Origin of the sequence: Streptomyces sp. NPDC048331, assembly GCF_043201215.1 — a bacterium.
In the GTDB taxonomy this organism is placed as follows: Bacteria; Actinomycetota; Actinomycetes; order Streptomycetales; family Streptomycetaceae; genus Streptomyces.
Genome location: NZ_JBICYT010000013.1, coordinates 98466 through 118559, shown reverse-complemented (window position 1 = coordinate 118559; position 20094 = coordinate 98466). Strand labels below are relative to the sequence as shown.

19 protein-coding genes are annotated in these 20094 nt (G+C 70.6%); 14 read left to right on the top strand and 5 right to left on the bottom strand.

From position 1 onward, the window contains the following. Nucleotides 1-18: 18 nt before the first annotated feature. From ACGFYY_RS20400 to ACGFYY_RS20385, 4 genes are read right to left on the bottom strand one after another with little or no spacing between them, the layout of a single operon-like run. Nucleotides 19-1239, bottom strand: a complete 1221-nt coding sequence (locus ACGFYY_RS20400; protein ID WP_393711048.1) for an ABC transporter permease — start codon at nucleotides 1237-1239, stop codon at nucleotides 19-21. Beyond that, on the bottom strand, nucleotides 1236-1997 hold the full coding sequence (locus ACGFYY_RS20395; RefSeq protein WP_393711046.1) for an ABC transporter ATP-binding protein: 762 nt from the start codon (nucleotides 1995-1997) through the stop codon (nucleotides 1236-1238). The genes ACGFYY_RS20400 and ACGFYY_RS20395 overlap by 4 nt, the downstream gene beginning before the upstream one ends. Next, on the bottom strand, nucleotides 1994-3586 hold the full coding sequence (locus tag ACGFYY_RS20390) for a peptidoglycan-binding protein (RefSeq protein WP_393711044.1): 1593 nt from the start codon (nucleotides 3584-3586) through the stop codon (nucleotides 1994-1996). The genes ACGFYY_RS20395 and ACGFYY_RS20390 overlap by 4 nt, the downstream gene beginning before the upstream one ends. Beyond that, entirely contained in the window at nucleotides 3583-3957 is a 375-nt protein-coding gene (locus tag ACGFYY_RS20385; protein ID WP_393711042.1) for a hypothetical protein, read from the bottom strand. Before ACGFYY_RS20385 ends, ACGFYY_RS20390 begins: the two co-directional genes overlap by 4 nt. A gap of 332 nt (nucleotides 3958-4289) precedes the next feature. Here ACGFYY_RS20385 and ACGFYY_RS20380 point away from each other — a divergent pair, with 332 nt between their 5' ends. After that, nucleotides 4290-4700: a hypothetical protein gene (locus tag ACGFYY_RS20380; RefSeq protein WP_158820886.1), complete on the top strand. Its 411-nt coding sequence runs from the start codon at nucleotides 4290-4292 to the stop codon at nucleotides 4698-4700. Between the two features lie 29 nt (nucleotides 4701-4729). Beyond that, on the top strand, nucleotides 4730-5695 hold the full coding sequence (locus tag ACGFYY_RS20375; protein WP_393711039.1) for a hypothetical protein: 966 nt from the start codon (nucleotides 4730-4732) through the stop codon (nucleotides 5693-5695). 115 nt (nucleotides 5696-5810) lie between these two features. Here the strand turns inward: ACGFYY_RS20375 and ACGFYY_RS20370 are convergent, their stop codons facing one another. Further along, entirely contained in the window at nucleotides 5811-6653 is an 843-nt protein-coding gene (locus tag ACGFYY_RS20370; protein ID WP_365276961.1) for an NlpC/P60 family protein, read from the bottom strand. 848 nt (nucleotides 6654-7501) lie between these two features. On the opposite strand from ACGFYY_RS20370, the gene ACGFYY_RS20365 reads away from it, so the two are divergent. From ACGFYY_RS20365 to nuoL, 12 genes are read left to right on the top strand one after another with little or no spacing between them, the layout of a single operon-like run. Continuing rightward, the gene (locus ACGFYY_RS20365) at nucleotides 7502-7861 is read left to right on the top strand and encodes an NADH-quinone oxidoreductase subunit A (protein ID WP_030010013.1); all 360 of its coding nucleotides are present in this window, start codon (nucleotides 7502-7504) and stop codon (nucleotides 7859-7861) included. A 15-nt stretch (nucleotides 7862-7876) separates the two neighbouring features. Then, nucleotides 7877-8431 (top strand): NADH-quinone oxidoreductase subunit B family protein, encoded by a 555-nt coding sequence (locus ACGFYY_RS20360; RefSeq protein ID WP_030162005.1) that lies wholly within the window; start codon nucleotides 7877-7879, stop codon nucleotides 8429-8431. Continuing rightward, nucleotides 8428-9156: an NADH-quinone oxidoreductase subunit C gene (locus ACGFYY_RS20355; RefSeq protein ID WP_030758054.1), complete on the top strand. Its 729-nt coding sequence runs from the start codon at nucleotides 8428-8430 to the stop codon at nucleotides 9154-9156. The genes ACGFYY_RS20360 and ACGFYY_RS20355 overlap by 4 nt, the downstream gene beginning before the upstream one ends. Then, complete coding sequence (locus ACGFYY_RS20350; protein ID WP_365276964.1) at nucleotides 9156-10484, top strand: NADH-quinone oxidoreductase subunit D; 1329 nt, start codon at nucleotides 9156-9158, stop codon at nucleotides 10482-10484. Before ACGFYY_RS20355 ends, ACGFYY_RS20350 begins: the two co-directional genes overlap by 1 nt. Beyond that, nucleotides 10481-11236: an NADH-quinone oxidoreductase subunit NuoE gene (nuoE, locus tag ACGFYY_RS20345; protein ID WP_393711035.1), complete on the top strand. Its 756-nt coding sequence runs from the start codon at nucleotides 10481-10483 to the stop codon at nucleotides 11234-11236. The genes ACGFYY_RS20350 and nuoE overlap by 4 nt, the downstream gene beginning before the upstream one ends. Then, nucleotides 11236-12621 carry an NADH-quinone oxidoreductase subunit NuoF gene (nuoF, locus tag ACGFYY_RS20340; RefSeq protein WP_393711032.1) on the top strand — a complete coding sequence of 462 codons (1386 nt, stop codon included), beginning with the start codon at nucleotides 11236-11238 and terminating at the stop codon, nucleotides 12619-12621. The genes nuoE and nuoF overlap by 1 nt, the downstream gene beginning before the upstream one ends. Further along, nucleotides 12618-15122 (top strand): NADH-quinone oxidoreductase subunit G, encoded by a 2505-nt coding sequence (locus ACGFYY_RS20335; RefSeq protein WP_393711030.1) that lies wholly within the window; start codon nucleotides 12618-12620, stop codon nucleotides 15120-15122. Before nuoF ends, ACGFYY_RS20335 begins: the two co-directional genes overlap by 4 nt. Beyond that, on the top strand, nucleotides 15119-16471 hold the full coding sequence (gene nuoH / locus ACGFYY_RS20330; RefSeq protein ID WP_393711028.1) for an NADH-quinone oxidoreductase subunit NuoH: 1353 nt from the start codon (nucleotides 15119-15121) through the stop codon (nucleotides 16469-16471). Before ACGFYY_RS20335 ends, nuoH begins: the two co-directional genes overlap by 4 nt. 3 nt (nucleotides 16472-16474) lie before the next feature. Further along, on the top strand, nucleotides 16475-17071 hold the full coding sequence (gene nuoI, locus ACGFYY_RS20325; protein ID WP_365276977.1) for an NADH-quinone oxidoreductase subunit NuoI: 597 nt from the start codon (nucleotides 16475-16477) through the stop codon (nucleotides 17069-17071). 8 nt (nucleotides 17072-17079) lie between these two features. Next, nucleotides 17080-17892 (top strand): NADH-quinone oxidoreductase subunit J, encoded by an 813-nt coding sequence (locus ACGFYY_RS20320; protein ID WP_365276993.1) that lies wholly within the window; start codon nucleotides 17080-17082, stop codon nucleotides 17890-17892. Continuing rightward, nucleotides 17889-18188: an NADH-quinone oxidoreductase subunit NuoK gene (gene nuoK, locus ACGFYY_RS20315; RefSeq protein ID WP_030653455.1), complete on the top strand. Its 300-nt coding sequence runs from the start codon at nucleotides 17889-17891 to the stop codon at nucleotides 18186-18188. The genes ACGFYY_RS20320 and nuoK overlap by 4 nt, the downstream gene beginning before the upstream one ends. 9 nt (nucleotides 18189-18197) lie before the next feature. Further along, nucleotides 18198-20093, top strand: a complete 1896-nt coding sequence (gene nuoL, locus ACGFYY_RS20310) for an NADH-quinone oxidoreductase subunit L (RefSeq protein ID WP_393711025.1) — start codon at nucleotides 18198-18200, stop codon at nucleotides 20091-20093. Nucleotide 20094: the final 1 nt, after the last annotated feature.

The following is a 20094-nucleotide window of genomic DNA, read 5'->3' as shown; positions in this document are numbered from 1 at the left end:
GTCAGGCGCGCGCTGCCGCTATCTTCGCAGGGCCTCGGCCGGTTCGACACGGGCCGCCCGCCAGGCGGGATACAGCCCGGCCAGCAGCCCGGTGACCAGGCCGGCGAGCGGGGCGGCGGCGACCGTGACCGGATGGATCACCGGGGTCCAGTCCCGGGCGAGGGCCACGGCGACCACGGTCAGCTCGCCCAACGAGGTCCCGACCAGGCCGCCGAGGGCCCCCAGGGCCGCGGACTCGGTGAGGAACTGGGCCCGGACGTGCCGCCCCCGGGCACCGAGCGCCCGACGCAGCCCGATCTCGCCGGTCCGCTCCAGCACGGCGACCAGCGTGGTGTTGGCGATCCCGACCGCGCCGATGACCAGGCAGATCCCGGCGAGCAGCAGGAACAGCGCGCTCAGGTCGGCGGTGACACCGGAGCGCAGCATCCGGGGATCGGGCGGCGGGACGGCCTTGAGGTGATCGGGGTGGTCGGGGCGCAGCGCGAGCGGGGCGAGGGCGGCGACCTGGCGGGCGGCGCCGAGTTCGGTGGAGATCAGCATGGTCGCTCCGCCGGGCGCGGGCGGCCCCCACAGCTGCTCGGCGGTGGTGCGCGGGACGAGGACCGACATCAGGTGTTCGGGGCGGCGCCGCAGGTCCGCGACGATGCCCGCCACGGTGAAGGGTTCCTGGCCGATGTAGAGGGCGGGCCGGGTGGCCAGGGTGGTGATGCCGAGGCGGGCGGCGAGCCCGCTGCCGATGACGACGACGCGCTCGTGGCCCCGTTCGGCGAAGTCGTCGTAGAGCCGCCCCTGCTGGAGCGTCGGCACGAGAGCGGCGACGGCGCCGGGGGAGGCGGCGACGACCGCCGCGCCGGTGGCCGGGTCGCCGGCCCCGCCCGGCAGGGGCCCGACGGCGGTGCCCGGGTCGAGCCGCACCGTCCACAGCACCCCGGCGTGCTCGATGCCCGCGACGGCGCGCAGCCGCCGCTCGGCGTCGGCCGGGAAACCGGACCCGGCGAACTCGTCCTGCCGGCCGGCGACGTCCTCGACGGTGACCTCGGTGGCGGTCAGCTCGTCGAACCTGGCGTCGATCTGCGAGGAGATGGTGGCGGTGAGGCCGAGCACGGCCACGAAGCTGCCGACGCCGAGGACGGTGCCGAGGGCGGTGAGCACGGCCCGGCCGGGGCGGCGCAGCATCCCGGCGACGGCCTCGGCCAAGGCGTCGCGCACGGACAGCCGGGTGGGCGTGAGGCCGCTCACGGATCCAGCCACCCGTCGCGGATGGTGACGGTCCGGGCGCCGCGGCGGGCCACCTCGGGGTCGTGCGTGATGACGAGGACGGTCATCCCGGCTCCGTGCAGTTCGTCCAGCAGCCCGAGCACGGAATCGGCGTTGACGGAGTCGAGATTGCCGGTCGGCTCGTCGCACAACAGCAGCGAAGGGCGCCCGACCAGGGCGCGGGCGATCGCCACCCGCTGGCGCTCGCCGCCCGAAAGCCGGCCGGGCACGGCGCCGGCCCGGTGCCCGAGACCGACCTGGGCGAGGGCCTCGCGGGCCCGTACGAGGCGCTGGGCGCGCGGGATTCCGGTGTAGAGCATGGCGAGCGTGACGTTCTCCAGGGCGGACCGGTGGGGCAGGAGGTGGAAGGACTGGAAGACGAAGCCGATCCGGCGGCCGCGCAGGGCGGTGCGCTCCCGGTCGTGGAGGGCGGCGGTGTCGATCCCGTCGAGGAGGTACCGGCCGCTGGTGGGGGAGTCGAGCAGTCCGGCGACGTTGAGGAAGGTGGACTTCCCGGAGCCGGACGGGCCGACGACGGTGAGGAACTCGCCGCGCCGGACGGTCAGGTCGCAGGGGTGCAGGGCCTCGACGGGCGGCGGCCCGGGGTAGGTGAGACCGACTCCGCGGAGTTCGATCACGGGGCTGTCGGCGTTGTCGGCGTTGTCGTCGACGGGGGCCGTGGGTTCCGTGGGTCCCGCGAGCTGCCGGGATCGCCGGGATCGCCGGGGCAGGAGTCTCACCCGGTCTTCCTCCGGCTCTCCCGGGTGTTGTCCACGGTGTCCCGGGGGGCGACCCCGATCACCACTTTGGTCCCGACGCCGAGGGCGCCCGCCCGGGCGGGGGTGACGGCGACGTAGCCGTCGCCGCTGGTGCCGGTCCGCACCTCGATGCGCCGCTGGGTGCCTTCGGAGGACACGGCGGTGACGACCGTACGTCCGTCCGCGCCCGCCGAGACGGCGGTGACCGGGACGACGAGCGCCTCGCCGTCGGTGGCGGCGGACTCGACGGTCAGCCGGACGTCCTGCCCGGCGAAGCCGGCGGGCAGCGGCCGGTCGGCCCGGACCACCATCCGGTAGCCGAGGTCGGCGCCGCCGCCCGGGCCGCCGTTCGCGCCGCCCTTGGGGTTCTGGCCCGGGTCCTGCTGCGGCCCGGGACCGGCGGGCTGCGCGGTGGACCGCTCGGTGGCGACGACCGCCACCGTGCCGCGGGCATCGGTGCCGGACACCTCGGAGGAGATCACCGCGGTCATCCCGGCACGCAGCAGCTGCCTCCTGTCGTCCTTGAGGTAGGCCTCGACGACGAGTTCCCCGGCGGAGAGCGTGAGCACCGGCCCGGACACGGGGGAGCCCGCGCGGGCGCCGACGGAGCTGACGCGGGCCGGGAGGGAGCTGAGGAACACGACCTCGGCCGTGGGGAGCATCGGCCCCTCGGCGGCTTCGGCCGCCGCGAGCGCGGCCCGGGCCTCGCCGAGGGACTGCCGAGCCCGCGCGAGCTCCCGACCGGGCGCGGCACCGGGCGCGACAGCTGACCCGAATCCGGGACCGGGGCCCGGGCTCGCCGACGCGCCGGGGCCCGGCGTGGCTCCGCCCTTGCCACCGGGTCCGGCCTCCGCGGGCCCGCCCACGACGCCGGTGGGGCCGCTCGCGTCCTCCACGGCCCAGGTCGCGGACCGTACGGCCTCCCGCGCCGCCTTCAGGGCCGCGCCCCCGTCGGCGACCGCGGGCAGCGGCTCGTACCCGATGGCCCGGTAGCGGGCGGCGAGCGCTGCCTTCGTACCGGCCCCGAAGACGCCCTTCGCGTCGCCGCCGGTGCCGTGCCCGAGCTCGCGCAGCGCCTGTTGCAGCTGCGCGACGTCGTCGCCGGTGGCTCCGGGCCGCAGATCGCGGTACATCGGCTGCGCCCCGTGCAGGGTGAACACCGGCCGACCGGACACCTCGGCGATCAGCCGGCCCGCCGTGACCGGATCTCCGGCCTTCAGCGGCAGTTTGGTCACCAGGGCCGCGCCGGTCCCCTCGCCGGAGCGCACCCCCTGCGGGGCCACGGCGACGCTCTGGTCGGCGACCACCGTCCCGCGCATGACCACGGTCTGCGCGAGCACCCGCCGCTCGACGTCCGCGGTCAGGACCCCCTGCGCGGGCGGGCCGCTCTCCGCGGCCAGCTGCGCGGGGGACTTCACCAGGGTGGTCGCGAGCAGTCCGCCGACCGCCATCAGCGCCGACCCGCCGACGATCGCGAGCACCACGCGCCGCCCGCGCGCGAGTCCACCGCGGTCCTCCTCGGAAGCGGCCGGCGCCTCGGCGGGCTCCACGACCGGTTCGGCTCCGCTCATCCGTCCGGCCGACATTTCTTCAACGCGTCGAGGCGGTCGCGCTTGAGCGAGCTCCACTGTTCCGGGGTGCCCTTGCGGTCGTCGATCTGGGCGGTGACCGGGTCCGGGTCCGGGTACCAGGAGATGCCTTCGGCCCGCAGGCACGCGGACTCCTTCCGCGCGGCGGCGAGCTGGGCGGGCGTGGCCGGCTGGGGCTTCGGCGGGGGCGGCAGCATCGGCGCGCAGGTCTTGTGCGCCGCGTCGTTCCAGGGCTTCGACTTGTCCTCGCGCGGAGCGCCGTAGTCCGTATAAACGATCGCCACGCCCTGCTTCTTCAGGCAGTCGTAGTAGGCGATTTCCTCAGCGGTGGGCGGCGGACTGTCGCTCGCCACAGGTTCTTTGTCGCCGCCCGCGCATCCCGTCAGTGAAATGCACAGAAGAAGGAGCGGAGTCATATGCCTTGTGTGCACGACGGGCTTCCCTTGCGGCGGAGGAGTGGATTATGCGCATCCGTTTGACGGGTGGGGGAGCGCGCGCCAGATAGTAGGTACCCCTGGCCGGTCGGGACAAGTTGTGTATCGGACAAGAGAGATGACTGCCCATCAGCTGAGAAAAGCCTTGAACGGCCCGGCGGTGCGCTGTTGAATCCCCGCCGGGCGGAAATGCGCCACCTCCGGTCCGCCCCGAACACCCCGATTTCCACCCGAAGAGTGAGGTAAGCGTGATGGACAACGCAATGCGCAAGCTGTCGGCCGGTTGCATCGCCGTCGTTTCGGCCGGTGCCATTCTGCTGGGAGCCACGGGTCCGGCCGCCGCCTGGGGGCGCGACGGAAATCTGGAGAACCAGGAATTCGGGCTTTTCTACTGGCAGAACCAGTCGGGTTGTGTCTTCGACCTGGCGACGAGTGACGTGAACTTCAGCGACGACAAGTACCAGGGTTCCTGTTCGGCCAGCGGGAACTGGATCAACGACACCACCGAGTCCTACCGGAACCGGGACGTCTATGCCTGGAAGGTCGGCACGGACAAGGATCTGGGCGGCAACGTCGGAGAGATCCCGTCGAACTACGCGGGCAACGCCTCGGCCAACTTCAAGAACAAGATCAGCTCGGCCAAGTACACCCTCCACCCGTAATCCGGATCCGGCAGAAGGAGTTCCACGCGATGAACAGCTCCCGGCGCAGCCGGCCCGCAGTCCGGGCCGCCGCCCTGCTGGCGACCGTCCTCCTGGCCGGCTGCGCCGGGACGACGGGCGATCCGGAAGGCGGTGAACCGGAGCTCGGTCCCGTCGAGGTGAACCCGTCGACGGCGACGCTGGCCCTCCCCATGGACGCGTACACGGACACCGAGGCCGAACGGATCCGGATGGGTCAGGTCCAGCAGGCCCTGGTCTCCCGGTGCATGGCCCGGTACGGGTTCACCTACGAGGGCGTGCGTTCGGCCGAGGCCCCGGGCGCCGGGGCCGAGGACCGGCACGCGTACCTCTTCGGCCTGGCCGATCCGGCGTACGCGGCGGCCCACGGCTACGACAGGTCCGCGGGCGAGGGGGAGGTGGCGAAGCCCGCCCCGCCACCGCTGAGCGACAGCGCGTACGTCGTGATGAACGGCGAGCGGCCCGGGGCCCAGGGCGGCACGACTCCCGACGCCGCCACCGAGGAGGAGGCCGCGCGCGTGGACAGCGGTCTGACGGCGGCCGGGCAGAAGGTGCCGGCGGGCGGGTGCGGGCGGGAGGCGTACCGCAAGCTGTACGCCCCGACCGAGGGCAGCGTGGACCTGCTGTTCACGTTCGGGCTCGCCTCGGAGGCGCACGACCGCTCCCGGCAGGACTCCCGGGTCGTCGACGCCGTCTCGAAGTGGGCGTCATGCATGGACAAGTCGGGATACGCCGGGATCGCTTCGCCGTACGACGTCGTGGAGAAGCTGGGCCTGGAGGGCGACAAGGGCGGCCCGAAGGCCGTGACGGCGGCCAAGGCCGATGTCGCGTGCAAGCGCGAGGTGAACCTCGTCGGCATCTGGGGCGCGGTGGAGAAGGCCTACCAGGAGCGGCTCGTCGAGGAGCACGCCGAGACGCTCGCGCTCTACAAGAGGCAGCGGGAGGCCCGCTTCGAGCTGGCGGCCTCACTGGGCTGAGTACGACCCCCGGACGCCCCCTGGCGGCCCGGGAACCACGAAGAACGGCCCCAGGGCCGGTACTCCACCCCCGAGCGGGGGAGTACCGGCCCTGCTGCCGTGAACTGAGCCGTGCTCAGAGGACGCGGACGGCGCCCGTCGGCTTGTCGTAGCTGAGGTTGCGCTCGACGATGCCGGTGCTGGGGTTCTGCGCGCCGACGAACTTGCCGCCGCCGACGTAGATGGCGACGTGGTACGCGCTGCCCTTGGAGCCCCAGTACAGGATGTCGCCCGGCTGCAGGGCGCTCAGCGACACGGAGGTGCCGGCCGAGGACTGCGCCTGGGACATGCGCGGCAGGGAGATGCCGGCCTGGCGGTAGGCGGCCTGCACGAGACCGGAGCAGTCGAACGAGGACGGGCCGGTGCCGCCCATCACGTACGCCTTGCCGACCTGCGCGCGGGCGAAGTTGACGATGGCCGCAGCGGAGCCGGTGGCCGGGGCGGAGACGGTGCCGGAGCCCTGCGGGGCGGCGGTGCTCTTCAGCGTCGTGCGCTCGGAGGAGCCGCTGCGGCTGGAGCGCTCGGCCTCGGCCTTGCGGACGGCCTCTTCCTTCGCCGTCTTCTCGGCCTTCTCGGCGTCGGCCTTCTTCTGGGCCTCTTCCTTGGCCTGCTTCGCCTCGGCGGCGGCGCCGGTACGGGCGCTCTCCTCCTGGGCGGTCAGTTCGCCCTCGACGGCCGCGAGGCGGGTGTTCTCGGCGGCCACGGTGACGGCGGTGGAGACGTCGGCGCCCAGGTCCAGGTTGAGGACCGGCATTTCGAGCGTCGTCTCGGCCACGGGCTCGGCGGACGGGGACGCGCTCGCGGTGCCGGCCATGGCGAGGGTGCTGAGGACGCCACCGGCAACTCCGGCGCGGACCGCGAGCTTCGAGGCGCTGCGGCGGGGCTTCCGGTGGCTGGGTATGTGAGCGGTGTGGGACATGAGGACAACCGCTATCAGGGCGTCCGGGTTCCCTTCAAGAAACGTGGGTTGCGCCACAGTTGCGTGAGAAGGGCGCGAACCGGGCGCGTCCGGCTTCTTATTGACGCCGTAACGGGCGAATCGGACAGGCCCTCACAAGGCTGTGATCATGGGGTTTCGGAATTAAGTCCTAATTGATCCCTGACCTACCATCACTCCGCACAGATGGCCAAGCCCTCTTTCGGAAGGCTGGATTCAGAGTGGCGCAGGTCACAGCAATGTCACGCCATGCGGACGCTGTGCTCCTCCCGTGACCTTCCTGTGAACGTGCCGAGAGGTTCGTGAACGGATGCACGCACTCGCGTCGTCCCGTGCGCGGTCGTCGGAAGCTTCCGTCCGTCCGGCGTCTGCCCCCTCGCCGGCCCCCTCATTCACCCCGATCCCCTCGTGTCCGCCTCGTGTCCACCTGGGTACGCGCAGTGTCCCCCGACCGGGCGACGCCGATCCCTTTATCACCCCCGCACTCTCGTTGCCAATTTGCCTGCACGGGGAATCGTTTGATAGGGCAAGCACCCTTCTACCTGCGGTAACGGGCTCGGATGTCACCTTTGGTGATCATGTGGATGCTTCGCGTATGAAGATCACCACTCATCGGGCTTCATGATCGTTCGTCAGGTGGTGGAGATCACAAACTCGGTGTTGCAACCCGTGTCGCAGATCACAGACGAGCAGGCATAAGATGCGCACCAGTCCGGCTTGTGAACTGCCTCACATGCAAGCGCTTGATCGGGAGCGTGATCTTCGCGAGGCGGTTCGCGTGGCGCCGGCAGCGGTCCAACGGTCAAGGACGACTGGAAGGAGCGAGGAGCGTGAATGCGTACGCGCCCATCCTCGTGCTCGGCGCCCTCGGCGCAGGGTTTGCGATCTTCTCCGTGGTCATGGCCACGCTGATCGGTCCAAAACGGTACAACCGGGCGAAGCTGGAAGCCTACGAGTGCGGCATCGAGCCGACGCCGATGCCGGCCGGTGGTGGCCGCTTCCCCATCAAGTACTACCTGACGGCGATGCTCTTCATCGTCTTCGACATCGAGGTTGTCTTCCTCTACCCCTGGGCCGTCACCTTCGACTCCCTGGGGATCTTCGGGCTCGTCGAGATGCTGCTCTTCGTGCTCACCGTCTTCGTCGCCTACGCCTACGTGTGGCGCCGCGGCGGCCTGGAATGGGACTGAGGGGCTGAATTTTCCATGGGACTGGAAGAGAAGCTGCCGAGCGGCTTTCTGCTGACCACCGTCGAACAGGCCGCGGGATGGGTGCGCAAGTCGTCCGTCTTCCCGGCCACCTTCGGTCTGGCCTGCTGCGCCATCGAGATGATGACCACCGGAGCGGGCCGGTACGACCTGGCCCGCTTCGGCATGGAGGTCTTCCGCGGCTCCCCGCGCCAGGCCGATCTGATGATCGTGGCCGGGCGGGTCAGCCAGAAGATGGCGCCGGTGCTGCGGCAGGTGTACGACCAGATGCCCGCTCCCAAATGGGTCATCTCCATGGGGGTTTGTGCGTCTTCGGGCGGAATGTTCAACAACTACGCGATCGTCCAGGGCGTCGACCACATCGTCCCGGTGGACATCTACCTGCCCGGCTGCCCGCCCCGCCCCGAGATGCTGATGGACGCGATCCTCAAGCTCCACCAGAAGATCCAGGGCGGAAAGCTCGGCGTGAACCGGGAAGAAGCGGCCCGTGAGGCGGAGGAGGCGGCCCTCAAGGCCCTCCCCACCATCGAGATGAAGGGGCTGCTCCGGTGAGCGAGACCCAAGAGCCGGAGAACGGCAGCAACGGCAGCAACGTCCCTGCGCCGCGCGACCAGGGCCCCGAGGTCATCGGTGTCCGCAAGGGCATGTTCGGTGCCGCGGGCGGCGGGGACACCAGCGGCTACGGCGGCCTGGTGCGGACCGTGGCCCTGCCCGGCGCGACGAGCAGGCCCTACGGCTCCTACTTCGACGAGGTGGCCGACGAGCTCGAAGGCGCCCTGGAGGAGCAGGACCTGGTCCCCGGGAACGCCATCGAGAAGACGGTGGTCGACCGGGGCGAGCTCACCTTCCACATCGCCCGCGAGCACCTCGTCCGGGTCGCCCGGACCCTGCGCGACGATCCGGCCCTGCGCTTCGAGCTCTGCACCGGCGTCTCCGGCGTGCACTTCCCCGGGGACAAGGGCCGCGAGCTGCACGCCGTCTACCACCTGCGCTCGCTCACGCACGGGCGGATCCTGCGGCTGGAGGTGTCCGTCCCGGACAGCGACCCGCACGTCCCCTCGCTCGTCGCCGTCTACCCGACCAACGACTGGCACGAGCGCGAGACGTACGACTTCTTCGGCCTGATCTTCGACGGGCACCCGGCCCTCACCCGGATCATGATGCCGGACGACTGGCAGGGCTTCCCGCAGCGCAAGGACTACCCGCTCGGCGGCATCCCCGTCGAGTACAAGGGCGCCCAGATTCCGGCTCCCGACCAGCGGAGGTCGTACAGCTGATGTCCAACACCTCGAACCACGCGTCCTCCCGCGAGACGACCGAGGGCACCGTCTACACCGTCACCGGAGGCGACTGGGACGAGATCGTCCAGTCCGCCGCCAAGGCCGACGACGAGCGGATCGTCGTCAACATGGGTCCCCAGCACCCGTCGACCCACGGAGTGCTGCGCCTGATCCTGGAGATCGACGGGGAGACGGTCACCGAGGCCCGCTGCGGCATCGGCTACCTGCACACCGGCATCGAGAAGAACCTCGAATTCCGGAACTGGACGCAGGGCACCACCTTCGTGACGCGCATGGACTACCTGACGCCGTTCTTCAACGAGACGGCGTACTGCCTCGGCGTCGAGAAGCTCCTCGGCATCACCGACCAGATCCCGGACCGCGCCACCGTCGTCCGCGTCCTGCTGATGGAACTGAACCGGCTCTCCTCCCACCTGGTGTGCATCGCCACCGGCGGTATGGAGCTGGGCGCGACCACGATCATGATCTACGGCTTCCGCGACCGCGAGCTGATCCTCGACATCTTCGAGCTGATCACCGGACTGCGCATGAACCACGCGTTCGTCCGCCCCGGCGGCCTCGCGCAGGACCTGCCCCCGGGCGCCGTCGACCAGCTGCGCGAGTTCGTCAAGACCATGAAGAAGAACCTGCCGGAGTACGACAAGCTCGCCACCGGCAACCCCATCTTCAAGGCCCGCATGCAGGACGTCGGCCACCTCGACCTCACCGGCTGCATGGCGCTCGGCGCCACCGGCCCGATCCTGCGCTCCGCCGGCCTACCGCACGACCTGCGCAAGTCGGACCCGTACTGCGGCTACGAGAACTACGAGTTCGACGTGCCGACCACCGAGAGCTGCGACTCGTACGGGCGGTTCCTGATCCGACTGGAGGAGATGCGCCAGTCGCTGCGGATCGTCGAGCAGTGCCTGGAGCGCCTGGAGCCGGGACCGGTGATGGTCGCCGACAAGAAGATCGCCTGGCCGGCGCAGCTCGCGATGGGCCCGGACGGTCTCGGCAACTCGCTCGACCACATCCGGAACATCATGGGCACCTCCATGGAGGCCCTCATCCACCACTTCAAGCTGGTGACCGAGGGCTTCCGGGTGCCGGCCGGCCAGGCGTACGCGGCCGTCGAGTCCCCCAAGGGCGAGCTCGGCGTGCACGTCGTCTCCGACGGTGGCACCCGTCCCTACCGGGTCCACTTCCGCGACCCGTCCTTCACCAACCTGCAGGCCATGGCCGCGATGTGCGAGGGCGGCCAGGTCGCCGACGTCATCGTCGCCGTCGCCTCCATCGACCCCGTGATGGGAGGCGTCGACCGATGACCGCCAGTCCTTCGAACCAAGGGGTCTCGCTGGGCATGCCCCAGCTGCCCGCCCCCGACTTTCCGGCGGAGGTACGCGAACGCCTCGAAGCCGACGCCAAGGAAGTCATCGCGCGCTACCCCGACAGCCGCTCCGCGCTGCTGCCGCTGCTGCACCTGACCCAGTCCGTCGAGGGCCACGTCTCGCGCACCGGCATCCGCTTCTGCGCCGAGGTGCTGGGCCTGACCACCGCCGAGGTCACGGCCGTGGCGACCTTCTACACGATGTACCGGCGGAGGCCCTCCGGCGACTACCAGGTCGGCGTCTGCACGAACACCCTGTGCGCGGTGATGGGCGGCGACGCCATCTTCGAGGAGCTCAAGGAGCACCTCGGCGTCGGCAACAACGAGACCACCCCCGACGGCAAGATCACCCTCGAACACATCGAGTGCAACGCGGCCTGCGACTTCGCCCCCGTGGTGATGGTCAACTGGGAGTTCTTCGACAACCAGACCCCCCAGTCCGCCAAGGCCATGGTCGACGACCTGCTGGCCGGCCGCGAGGTCTCGCCGACCCGGGGCGCGCCGCTGTGCACGTACAAGGAGACCGCCCGGATCCTGGCCGGCTTCCCGGACGAGCGCGAGGGCGCGGTCGAGGCGACCGGCGGCGCCGGCCCCGCCTCCCTGATCGGGCTGCGCATCGCGCGCGGCGAGTCCGCGCACACCCCGATCGTCCACCCGCGCGGCGAGGCCACCACCGAGGGAGGGGAGTGATGTCGGTGTCTTCCGAACTGAGCAACGGCGGCAATGGGGGCACCTCCCACCCGGAGACCGGGGGAGGGACCAGCCCGGAGAAGCTCCTCGCCCCCGTGCTGTCCGCCTTCTGGGACGAGCCGCGGTCGTGGACGCTGGAGACCTACCGGCGCCACGAAGGGTACGAGGGCCTGCGCAAGGCCCTCGCGATGACCCCGGACGACCTCATCGCCTACGTGAAGGACTCGGGCCTGCGCGGCCGCGGCGGCGCGGGCTTCCCCACCGGGATGAAGTGGCAGTTCATCCCGCAGGGCGACGGTAAGCCGCACTACCTCGTGGTCAACGCGGACGAGTCGGAACCGGGAACCTGCAAGGACATCCCCCTCCTCTTCGCCAACCCGCACTCCCTCATCGAGGGAATGATCATCGCCTGCTACGCGATCCGCTCGGAGCACGCCTTCATCTACCTGCGCGGCGAGACGGTGCCCGTCCTGCGGCGCCTGCACGAAGCCGTGCGCGAGGCGTACGCGGCCGGATACCTCGGCAAGGACATCGACGGCACCGGGCGCAACCTCGACATCACGGTGCACGCGGGCGCGGGCGCCTACATCTGCGGCGAGGAGACGGCGCTGCTCGACTCCCTCGAAGGACGGCGCGGCCAGCCCCGGCTGCGTCCCCCCTTCCCGGCGGTCGAGGGGCTCTACGCGTGCCCCACTGTCGTGAACAACGTGGAGTCGATCGCCTCGGTTCCCGCGATCCTGAACAAGGGCAAGGACTGGTTCAAGTCCATGGGGACCGAGAAGTCCCCCGGCTTCACGCTGTACTCGCTCTCCGGGCACGTCGTCGGCCCCGGTCAGTACGAGGCCCCGCTCGGCATCACCCTGCGCCAGCTCCTCGACATGAGCGGCGGCATGCGCCCCGGGCACCGGCTGAAGTTCTGGACCCCGGGCGGCTCCTCCACCCCGATGTTCACCGACGAGCATCTCGACGTCCCGCTCGACTACGAGGGCGTGGGCGCCGCCGGCTCGATGCTCGGCACCAAGGCCCTCCAGTGCTTCGACGAGACGACGTGCGTGGTGCGAGCCGTGACCCGGTGGACCGAGTTCTACGCCCACGAGTCCTGCGGCAAGTGCACCCCGTGCCGCGAAGGCACCTACTGGCTGGTCCAACTGCTCCGCGACATCGAGGCCGGCCTGGGCGTCATGTCCGACCTCGACAAGCTGAACGACATCGCCGACAACATCAACGGCAAGTCCTTCTGCGCGCTCGGCGACGGCGCGGCCAGCCCGATCTTCTCCTCGCTCAAGTACTTCCGCGAGGAGTACGAGCAGCACATCACGGGCAAGGGCTGCCCCTTCGACCCCAGGAAGTCGACCCTCTGGGCCGACACGGAGGTGAACGCATGACCGTCACCACTCCAGCGGCCTCCGGGGGCGGAGCGGCGGTTCCACCCGAGAACACCGTCTCGCTGACCATCGACGGGGTCGAACTGTCCGTGCCCAAGGGCACCCTCGTCATCCGGGCCGCCGAGCAGCTCGGCATCGAGATCCCCCGGTTCTGCGACCACCCCCTCCTCTCCCCGGCCGGCGCCTGCCGCCAGTGCATCGTGGAGGTCGAGGGCCAGCGCAAGCCGATGGCCTCCTGCACGATCACCTGCACCGACGGCATGGTCGTCAAGACCCAGCTGACCTCCGAGGTCGCCGACAAGTCCCAGCGCGGGGTGATGGAGCTGCTGCTCATCAACCACCCGCTGGACTGCCCGGTCTGCGACAAGGGCGGCGAGTGCCCGCTGCAGAACCAGGCGATGTCGCACGGCAACGCCGAATCGCGGTTCGAGGGCAAGAAGCGCACCTACGAGAAGCCCGTCCCGATCTCCACCCAGGTGCTGCTGGACCGCGAGCGGTGCGTGCTGTGCGCGCGCTGCACCCGCTTCTCCAACGAGATCGCCGGCGACCCGATGATCGAGCTGCTGGAACGCGGCGCGCTCCAGCAGGTCGGCACCGGTGAGGGCGACCCCTTCGAGTCGTACTTCTCCGGCAACACCATCCAGATCTGCCCGGTCGGCGCCCTCACCTCGGCCGCCTACCGGTTCCGCTCCCGCCCCTTCGACCTCGTCTCCTCCCCGAGCGTGTGCGAGCACTGCGCGGGCGGCTGCGCGACCCGCACCGACCACCGCCGCGGCAAGGTGCTGCGCCGGCTCGCCGCCGAGGACCCCGAGGTCAACGAGGAGTGGCTCTGCGACAAGGGCCGCTTCGGGTTCCGCTACGCGCAGCGCCCGGACCGGCTGACCACCCCGCTGGTGCGCGGCTCCGACGGGGTCCTCGCCCCGGCGAGCTGGCCCGAGGCCCTGGAGGCCGCGGCGAACGGACTGGCCGCCGCGCGCGGCCGGGCCGGGGTGCTGACCGGCGGCCGGCTCCCCGTCGAGGACGCCTACGCGTACGCCAAGTTCGCGCGGGTGGTGCTCGACACCAACGACATCGACTTCCGGGCCCGCGTGCACAGCGCCGAGGAGGCCGAGTTCCTGGCCTCGGAGGTCGCCGGGTACGGGGTCGACCTCGGCGGCCGGTGGCTCTCGTACACCGCCCTGGAGGCGGCCCCGGCGGTGCTGCTCGTCGGCATCGAGGCCGAGGAGGAGGCCCCGGGGGTCTTCCTGCGGCTGCGCAAGGCCCACCGCAAGCACAAGCAGCGGACCTTCTCCGTCGCCCCCTTCGCCACCCGCGGCCTGGACAAGGCCGGCGGCACCCTGCTGGCCGCCGCCCCCGGCACCGAGCCCGAGTGGCTCGACGCCCTGGCCTCCCGGACCGGCCTGGAGACCGGGGGTGCCGAAGCGGCCGAGGCCCTGCGCCTGCCCGGCGCGGTCATCCTCGTCGGGGAGCGCCTCGCCGGGGTGCCGGGCGCGCTGACCGCGGCCGTACGGGCCGCCGGCGTCACCGGGGCCACCCTGGTGTGGATCCCGCGCCGGGCCGGTGAGCGGGCCGCCGTCGAGGCGGGCGCGCTGCCGTCCCTGCTGCCGGGCGGCCGCCCCGCCACCGACCCGCGGGCCCGCGACGAGGTCGCCACCGCCTGGGGCCTGGACGAACTCCCACACCGCTACGGCCGCGACACCGGCCAGATCGTCGAGGCCGCGGCGACCCGGGAACTCTCGGCCCTGCTGATCGCGGGCGTCGAGGTCACCGACCTGCCGGACCCGGCCCGCGCCCGGACCGCCCTCCAGGAGGCCTTCGTGGTCTCCCTGGAGCTGCGGCCCAGCGAGGTCACCGACCACGCGGACGTGGTCCTCCCGGTCGCCGCGGTGGCCGAGAAGGCCGGCGCGTTCATCAACTGGGAGGGCCGCGTCAGGCCGTTCGAGGCCGCTCTCAAGCCCGACCAGATGACCCGCCGGCTCGCCCCGGCCGACGCCCGCGTGCTGCACATGCTGGCCGACGCCGCCGACCGGCCGATCGCACTGCCCGACGTGCACGCCGTACGCCGGGAGATCGACCGGCTCGGCCCGTGGGCCGGGGAGCGGGCCGCCGCCCAGAGCGCGGACACCGTGCCCCAGCCCCGCCCCGGCATCGGCGAGGCGGTCCTCGCGGGCCACCGGCTGCTGCTGGACCTCGGCCGGCTGCAGGAGGGCGACGACGCCCTGGCCGGCACGCGGCACGAGGCGAGCGCCCGACTGTCGGCCGCCACGGCCGCCGAGACCGGCGTCAAGGACGGTGACGTCCTCGCGGTCACCGGCCCGGCCGGCTCCGTGGAACTGCCGCTCCGGATCACCGAGATGCCCGACCGCGTGGTCTGGCTCCCGCTGAACTCCACCGGCTCCGGCGTCCTCGCCGATGCCGGCGCCCGCCCGGGCACCCTCGTACGCATCGGCCCGGCGACCCCGGCCGGCGCAGGCGACACCACTGCGGAGGTGGGCGCGTGAACACCGTTCAACTCGCTGCCGAGGACCTGTCCGTGTTCGGCAATGACGTCTGGTGGCTCGTCCTCCTCAAGGCGGTGTTCTGCTTCGCCTTCCTGATGGTGACGGTGCTCTTCTCCATCGTGTGGGAGCGCAAGGTCGTCGCCTGGATGCAGCTGCGCATCGGCCCGAACCGGCACGGCCCCTGGGGCATGCTCCAGTCGCTCGCCGACGGCGTGAAGCTGATGCTCAAGGAAGACCTGATCGTCAAGCGGGCCGACAAGGTCATCTACGTCCTGGCCCCGATCATCGCGGCGATCCCGGCCTTCATGGCCATCGCGGTGATCCCCTTCGGGCCCGCCGACGACCAGGTCTCCATCTTCGGCCAGCGCACCTCGATGCAGCTGACCGACCTGCCCATCGCGATGCTCTACATCCTCGCGGTGGCCTCGGTCGGCATCTACGGCATCGTGCTGGCGGGCTGGTCCTCCGGCTCGACCTACCCGCTCCTCGGCGGCCTGCGCTCCTGCGCCCAGATGATCTCCTACGAGATCGCGATGGGCGCGGCCTTCGCCTCGGTCTTCCTCTACTCCGGGTCGATGTCGACCTCGGCGATCGTCGAGGCACAAGCCGACCGCTGGTTCATCATCCTGCTGCCGGTGTCCTTCATCATCTACGTCGTCACGATGGTCGGCGAGACCAACCGCGCCCCCTTCGACATGCCGGAGTCCGAGGGCGACCTGGTCGGCGGCTTCAACACCGAGTACTCGTCCATCAAGTTCGCGCTGTTCATGCTGGCCGAGTACGTCAACATGGTCACCGTCTCGGCGGTCTCGGTCACCCTCTTCCTGGGCGGCTGGCGGGCCCCGTACCCGATCAGCTCCTTCTGGGAGGGCGCGAACCACGGCTGGTGGCCGATGCTCTGGTTCGTCCTCAAGGTGCAGCTGTTGCTGTTCTTCTTCATCTGGCTGCGCGGCACGCTGCCCCGCGTGCGCTACGACCAGCTGATGAAGCTCGGCTGGAAGGTCCTGATCCCCGTCTCGGTGGTCTGGCTGATGCTGGTGGCCACCGTCCGGGCGCTGCGCAACGAGGCGTACGACTTCGGCGAGATCGTCCTGTACGTCGGCGGCGGCGTCGTGGCGATCCTGCTCCTCTCCTTCGTCGCGGACCTCTTCCGCGACAAGCGGGAGAAGACGGCGGCCGCCGAGGCGGCGCACGACGCCGAGCCCTTCGACCCGCTGGCGGGCGGATTCCCCGTACCGCCCAAGCCCGGCCAGCACCTGGCACCCGTACCGCGCCGACGGTCCCGCACCGAGCGGGAGCTGATTGTCAGTGGCGGGACGAATACTGACAGTGACCGAGAGGAGGCTTGAGAGATGTCCGACGAGAAGTGGCAGAACCCGGTGGCGGGCTTCGGCGTGACCTTCAAGGCCATGTTCAAGAAGCGCCTCACCGAGCAGTACCCGGAACAGCAGAAGACGACCGCACCGCGCTTCCACGGACGGCATCAGCTCAACCGGCACCCCGACGGTCTGGAGAAGTGCATCGGCTGCGAGCTGTGTGCCTGGGCCTGTCCCGCCGACGCCATCTATGTGGAGGGCGCGGACAACACCGAGGAGGAGCGCTACTCCCCGGGTGAGCGGTACGGCCGCGTCTACCAGATCAACTACGCCCGCTGCATCCTGTGCGGGCTGTGCGTCGAGGCGTGCCCGACGAGGGCACTGACCATGACGAACGAGTTCGAACTGGCCGACAGCAGCCGCGAATCGCTCATCTACACCAAGGAGCAGCTGCTCTCCGGTCTGACCGAGGGCATGGTCGAGGCACCGCACTCGATCTTCCCCGGCACGGACGACACCGACTACTACCGCGGACTGGTGACCGGGGCCGCCCCGGGCACCGTCCGGCAGGTCGCCGTGTCCAAGGGCGAGGTCGCCCCGGAGAACGGGCCGTCCGAGGGGGTCGACGCATGAGCGCCGGGATGAGCGCCCTCGCCGCCTCCGCGACCATGACCTCCACGGGCGAGGCGATCCAGTTCTGGATCCTCGGCACGGTCGCCGTCATCGGCGCACTGGCCACGATCCTGATGAAGAAGGCCGTGCACAGCGCCCTCAGCCTGGCCGGGACGATGATCATCCTGGCCGTCTTCTACCTCGCCAACGGGGCGTACTTCCTGGGCGTCGTCCAGGTCATCGTCTACACCGGCGCGATCATGATGCTCTTCCTCTTCGTGGTCATGCTCGTCGGCGTCACCGCCGCCGACTCCCTGAAGGAGACCATCAAGGGGCAGCGCTGGATGGCCGCCCTGTGCGCCCTCGGCTTCGGCATCCTGCTGATCGCCGGCATCGCCAACGCCGGGCTCACCCACTTCAACGGGCTCGGCCGGGTCAACTCCGGCGGGCACATCGAGGGCCTGGCGCAGCTGATCTTCACCAAGTACGTCTTCGCCTTCGAGATCACCGGCGCGCTGCTGATCACCGCGGCCGTCGGCGCGATGGTGCTCACCCACCGCGAGCGCACCGAACGGGCCGCCACCCAGCGCGAACTCGCCGAGAAGCGGGTCCGCGAGGGCGTCCAGCTCCCGCCGCTGCCCGCGCCCGGCGTCTACGCCCGGCACAACGCGGTGGACGTCGCCGGTCTGCTGCCGGACGGCACCCCGTCCGAGCTCACCGTCAACCGCACGCTGCGCGCCCGGGGCCAGATCCGGGACGTCGCCGGCCAGGCGCTCGACGACCTCAAGGCACTGGAGCAGGCCTCCTCGGAGCGCCTCGGCCGTGAGGAGGCCTCGAAGTGAATCCGGTCAACTACCTGTACCTGGCCGCCCTGCTGTTCACCATCGGTGCCACCGGGGTCCTGATCCGCAAGAACGCGATCGTGCTGTTCATGTGCGTCGAGCTGATGCTCAACGCCTGCAACCTCGCCTTCGTCGCGTTCTCCCGGATGCACGGCAATCTCGACGGCCAGATCATCGCGTTCTTCACGATGGTCGTCGCCGCCGCGGAGGTCGTGGTCGGCCTGGCGATCATCGTGTCGCTGTTCCGTACCCGCCACTCGGCCTCGGTCGACGACGCCAGCCTGATGAAGCTGTAAGGGGTCGCTGTGGAGAACCTGATTGCGCTGCTGATCGCGGCGCCCCTGCTCGGAGCGGTGGTGCTGCTCTGCGGCGGCCGGCGCCTCGACAAGGTCGGTCACTGGATCGGCACCCTGCTCGCGGCCGTCTCCTTCGGGATCGGCGTCGCCCTGTTCGCCGACATGCTGGGGCGCACGGCCGAGGACCGTACCCTGACCCAGAAGCTGTACACCTGGATCCCCGTCGAGGGATTCCAGGCGGACATGGCCTTCCAGCTGGACCAGCTGTCGATGACCTTCGTCCTGCTGATCTCCGGCGTGGGCACGCTCATCCACGTGTACTCGATCGGGTACATGGAGCACGACGAGCGCCGCCGTCGCTTCTTCGGCTACCTCAACCTGTTCGTCGCGGCCATGCTGTTGCTGGTCCTCGCCGACAACTACCTGCTGCTGTACTTCGGCTGGGAGGGCGTGGGCCTCGCTTCCTACCTCCTGATCGGTTTCTGGCAGCACAAGCCCAGCGCGGCCACCGCCGCGAAGAAGGCCTTCCTGGTCAACCGCGTCGGCGACATCGGGCTGTCGATCGCGATCATGCTGATGTTCACCACCTTCGGGACCTTCGCCTTCGGGCCGGTGTTCGGCGCGGTGGGGGAGGCCTCGGAGGGCAAGCTCACCGCCATCGGGCTGATGCTGCTGCTGGCCGCCTGTGGCAAGTCGGCGCAGGTCCCGCTGCAGTCCTGGCTCGGGGACGCGATGGAGGGCCCGACCCCGGTCTCGGCCCTGATCCACGCGGCCACCATGGTGACCGCGGGCGTGTACCTGATCGTCCGCTCGGCCACCGTCTTCAACGGGGCGCCGGACGCCCAGTTGGTGGTCACCGTCGTGGGCGCGGTCACGCTGCTCTTCGGTGCGATCGTCGGTTGCGCGAAGGACGACATCAAGAAGGCCCTGGCGGGCTCGACGATGTCGCAGATCGGCTACATGATCCTCGCCGCCGGCCTCGGCCCCATCGGCTACGTCTTCGCGATCATGCACCTGGTGACGCACGGCTTCTTCAAGGCCGGCCTCTTCCTCGGCGCGGGTTCCGTGATGCACGGGATGAACGACGAGGTCGACATGCGCAAGTACGGCGGTCTGCGCACGTACATGCCGGTCACCTTCGTGACCTTCGGCCTCGGGTACCTGGCCATCATCGGCTTCCCGGGTCTGTCGGGCTTCTTCTCCAAGGACATGATCATCGAGGCGGCCTTCGCGAAGGGCGGCACCGAGGGCTGGATCCTCGGCGGCGTGACCCTGCTGGGCGCGGGCATCACCGCCTTCTACATGACCCGCGTCATGCTCCTCACCTTCTTCGGCGAAAAGCGCTGGCAGCCGGATGACGAAGGGCATCCGCCGCACCCGCACGAGTCCCCGAAGTCCATGACCGTCCCCATGGTCATCCTGGCCTTCGGCTCGGTCTTCGCCGGCGCCTTCTTCGAGATCGGCGAGCGCTTCCTGAAGTGGCTGGAGCCCGTCACGGGGTACTCGCACGGCAACCCGCCGGTCAGTGCCATGACCGTGACCGCCGCCACCATGGTGATGCTCCTCGTCGGCGTCGGCATCGCCTGGGCCATGTACGGCCGCAGGCCCGTCCCGGTCGTCGCCCCGCGCGGCTCGCTCCTCACCCGGGCGGCCCGCAAGGACCTCTACCAGGACGACTTCAACCACGTCGTGCTGGTGCGCGGCGGGGAACACCTGACCCGCTCGCTCGTGTACCTCGACCACAGCGTGGTCGACGGGGTGGTCAACGGGACGGCCGCCTCGGTCGGCGGGCTCTCGGGCCGCCTGCGCAAGCTGCAGAACGGCTACGCCCGCAGCTACGCGGTCTCGATGTTCGGGGGCACGGTGGTTCTCATCGCCGCGACCCTGCTGATGAGGGCGGTGTGAA

Bases quoted from the DNA above. Each gene is read 5' to 3' on its own strand.
- ACGFYY_RS20320 (WP_365276993.1), top strand. From the start codon at position 17,080: ATGAGCGCCCTCGCCGCCTCCGCGACCATGACCTCCACGGGCGAGGCG.
- ACGFYY_RS20370 (WP_365276961.1), bottom strand. From the start codon at position 6,653: ATGTCCCACACCGCTCACATACCCAGCCACCGGAAGCCCCGCCGCAGC.
- nuoF (WP_393711032.1), top strand. From the start codon at position 11,236: ATGTCGGTGTCTTCCGAACTGAGCAACGGCGGCAATGGGGGCACCTCC.
- ACGFYY_RS20390 (WP_393711044.1), bottom strand. From the start codon at position 3,586: ATGAGCGGAGCCGAACCGGTCGTGGAGCCCGCCGAGGCGCCGGCCGCT.
- nuoI (WP_365276977.1), top strand. From the start codon at position 16,475: ATGTCCGACGAGAAGTGGCAGAACCCGGTGGCGGGCTTCGGCGTGACC.
- ACGFYY_RS20335 (WP_393711030.1), top strand. From the start codon at position 12,618: ATGACCGTCACCACTCCAGCGGCCTCCGGGGGCGGAGCGGCGGTTCCA.
- ACGFYY_RS20375 (WP_393711039.1), top strand. From the start codon at position 4,730: ATGAACAGCTCCCGGCGCAGCCGGCCCGCAGTCCGGGCCGCCGCCCTG.
- ACGFYY_RS20350 (WP_365276964.1), top strand. From the start codon at position 9,156: ATGTCCAACACCTCGAACCACGCGTCCTCCCGCGAGACGACCGAGGGC.
- ACGFYY_RS20380 (WP_158820886.1), top strand. From the start codon at position 4,290: ATGGACAACGCAATGCGCAAGCTGTCGGCCGGTTGCATCGCCGTCGTT.
- ACGFYY_RS20360 (WP_030162005.1), top strand. From the start codon at position 7,877: ATGGGACTGGAAGAGAAGCTGCCGAGCGGCTTTCTGCTGACCACCGTC.
- nuoE (WP_393711035.1), top strand. From the start codon at position 10,481: ATGACCGCCAGTCCTTCGAACCAAGGGGTCTCGCTGGGCATGCCCCAG.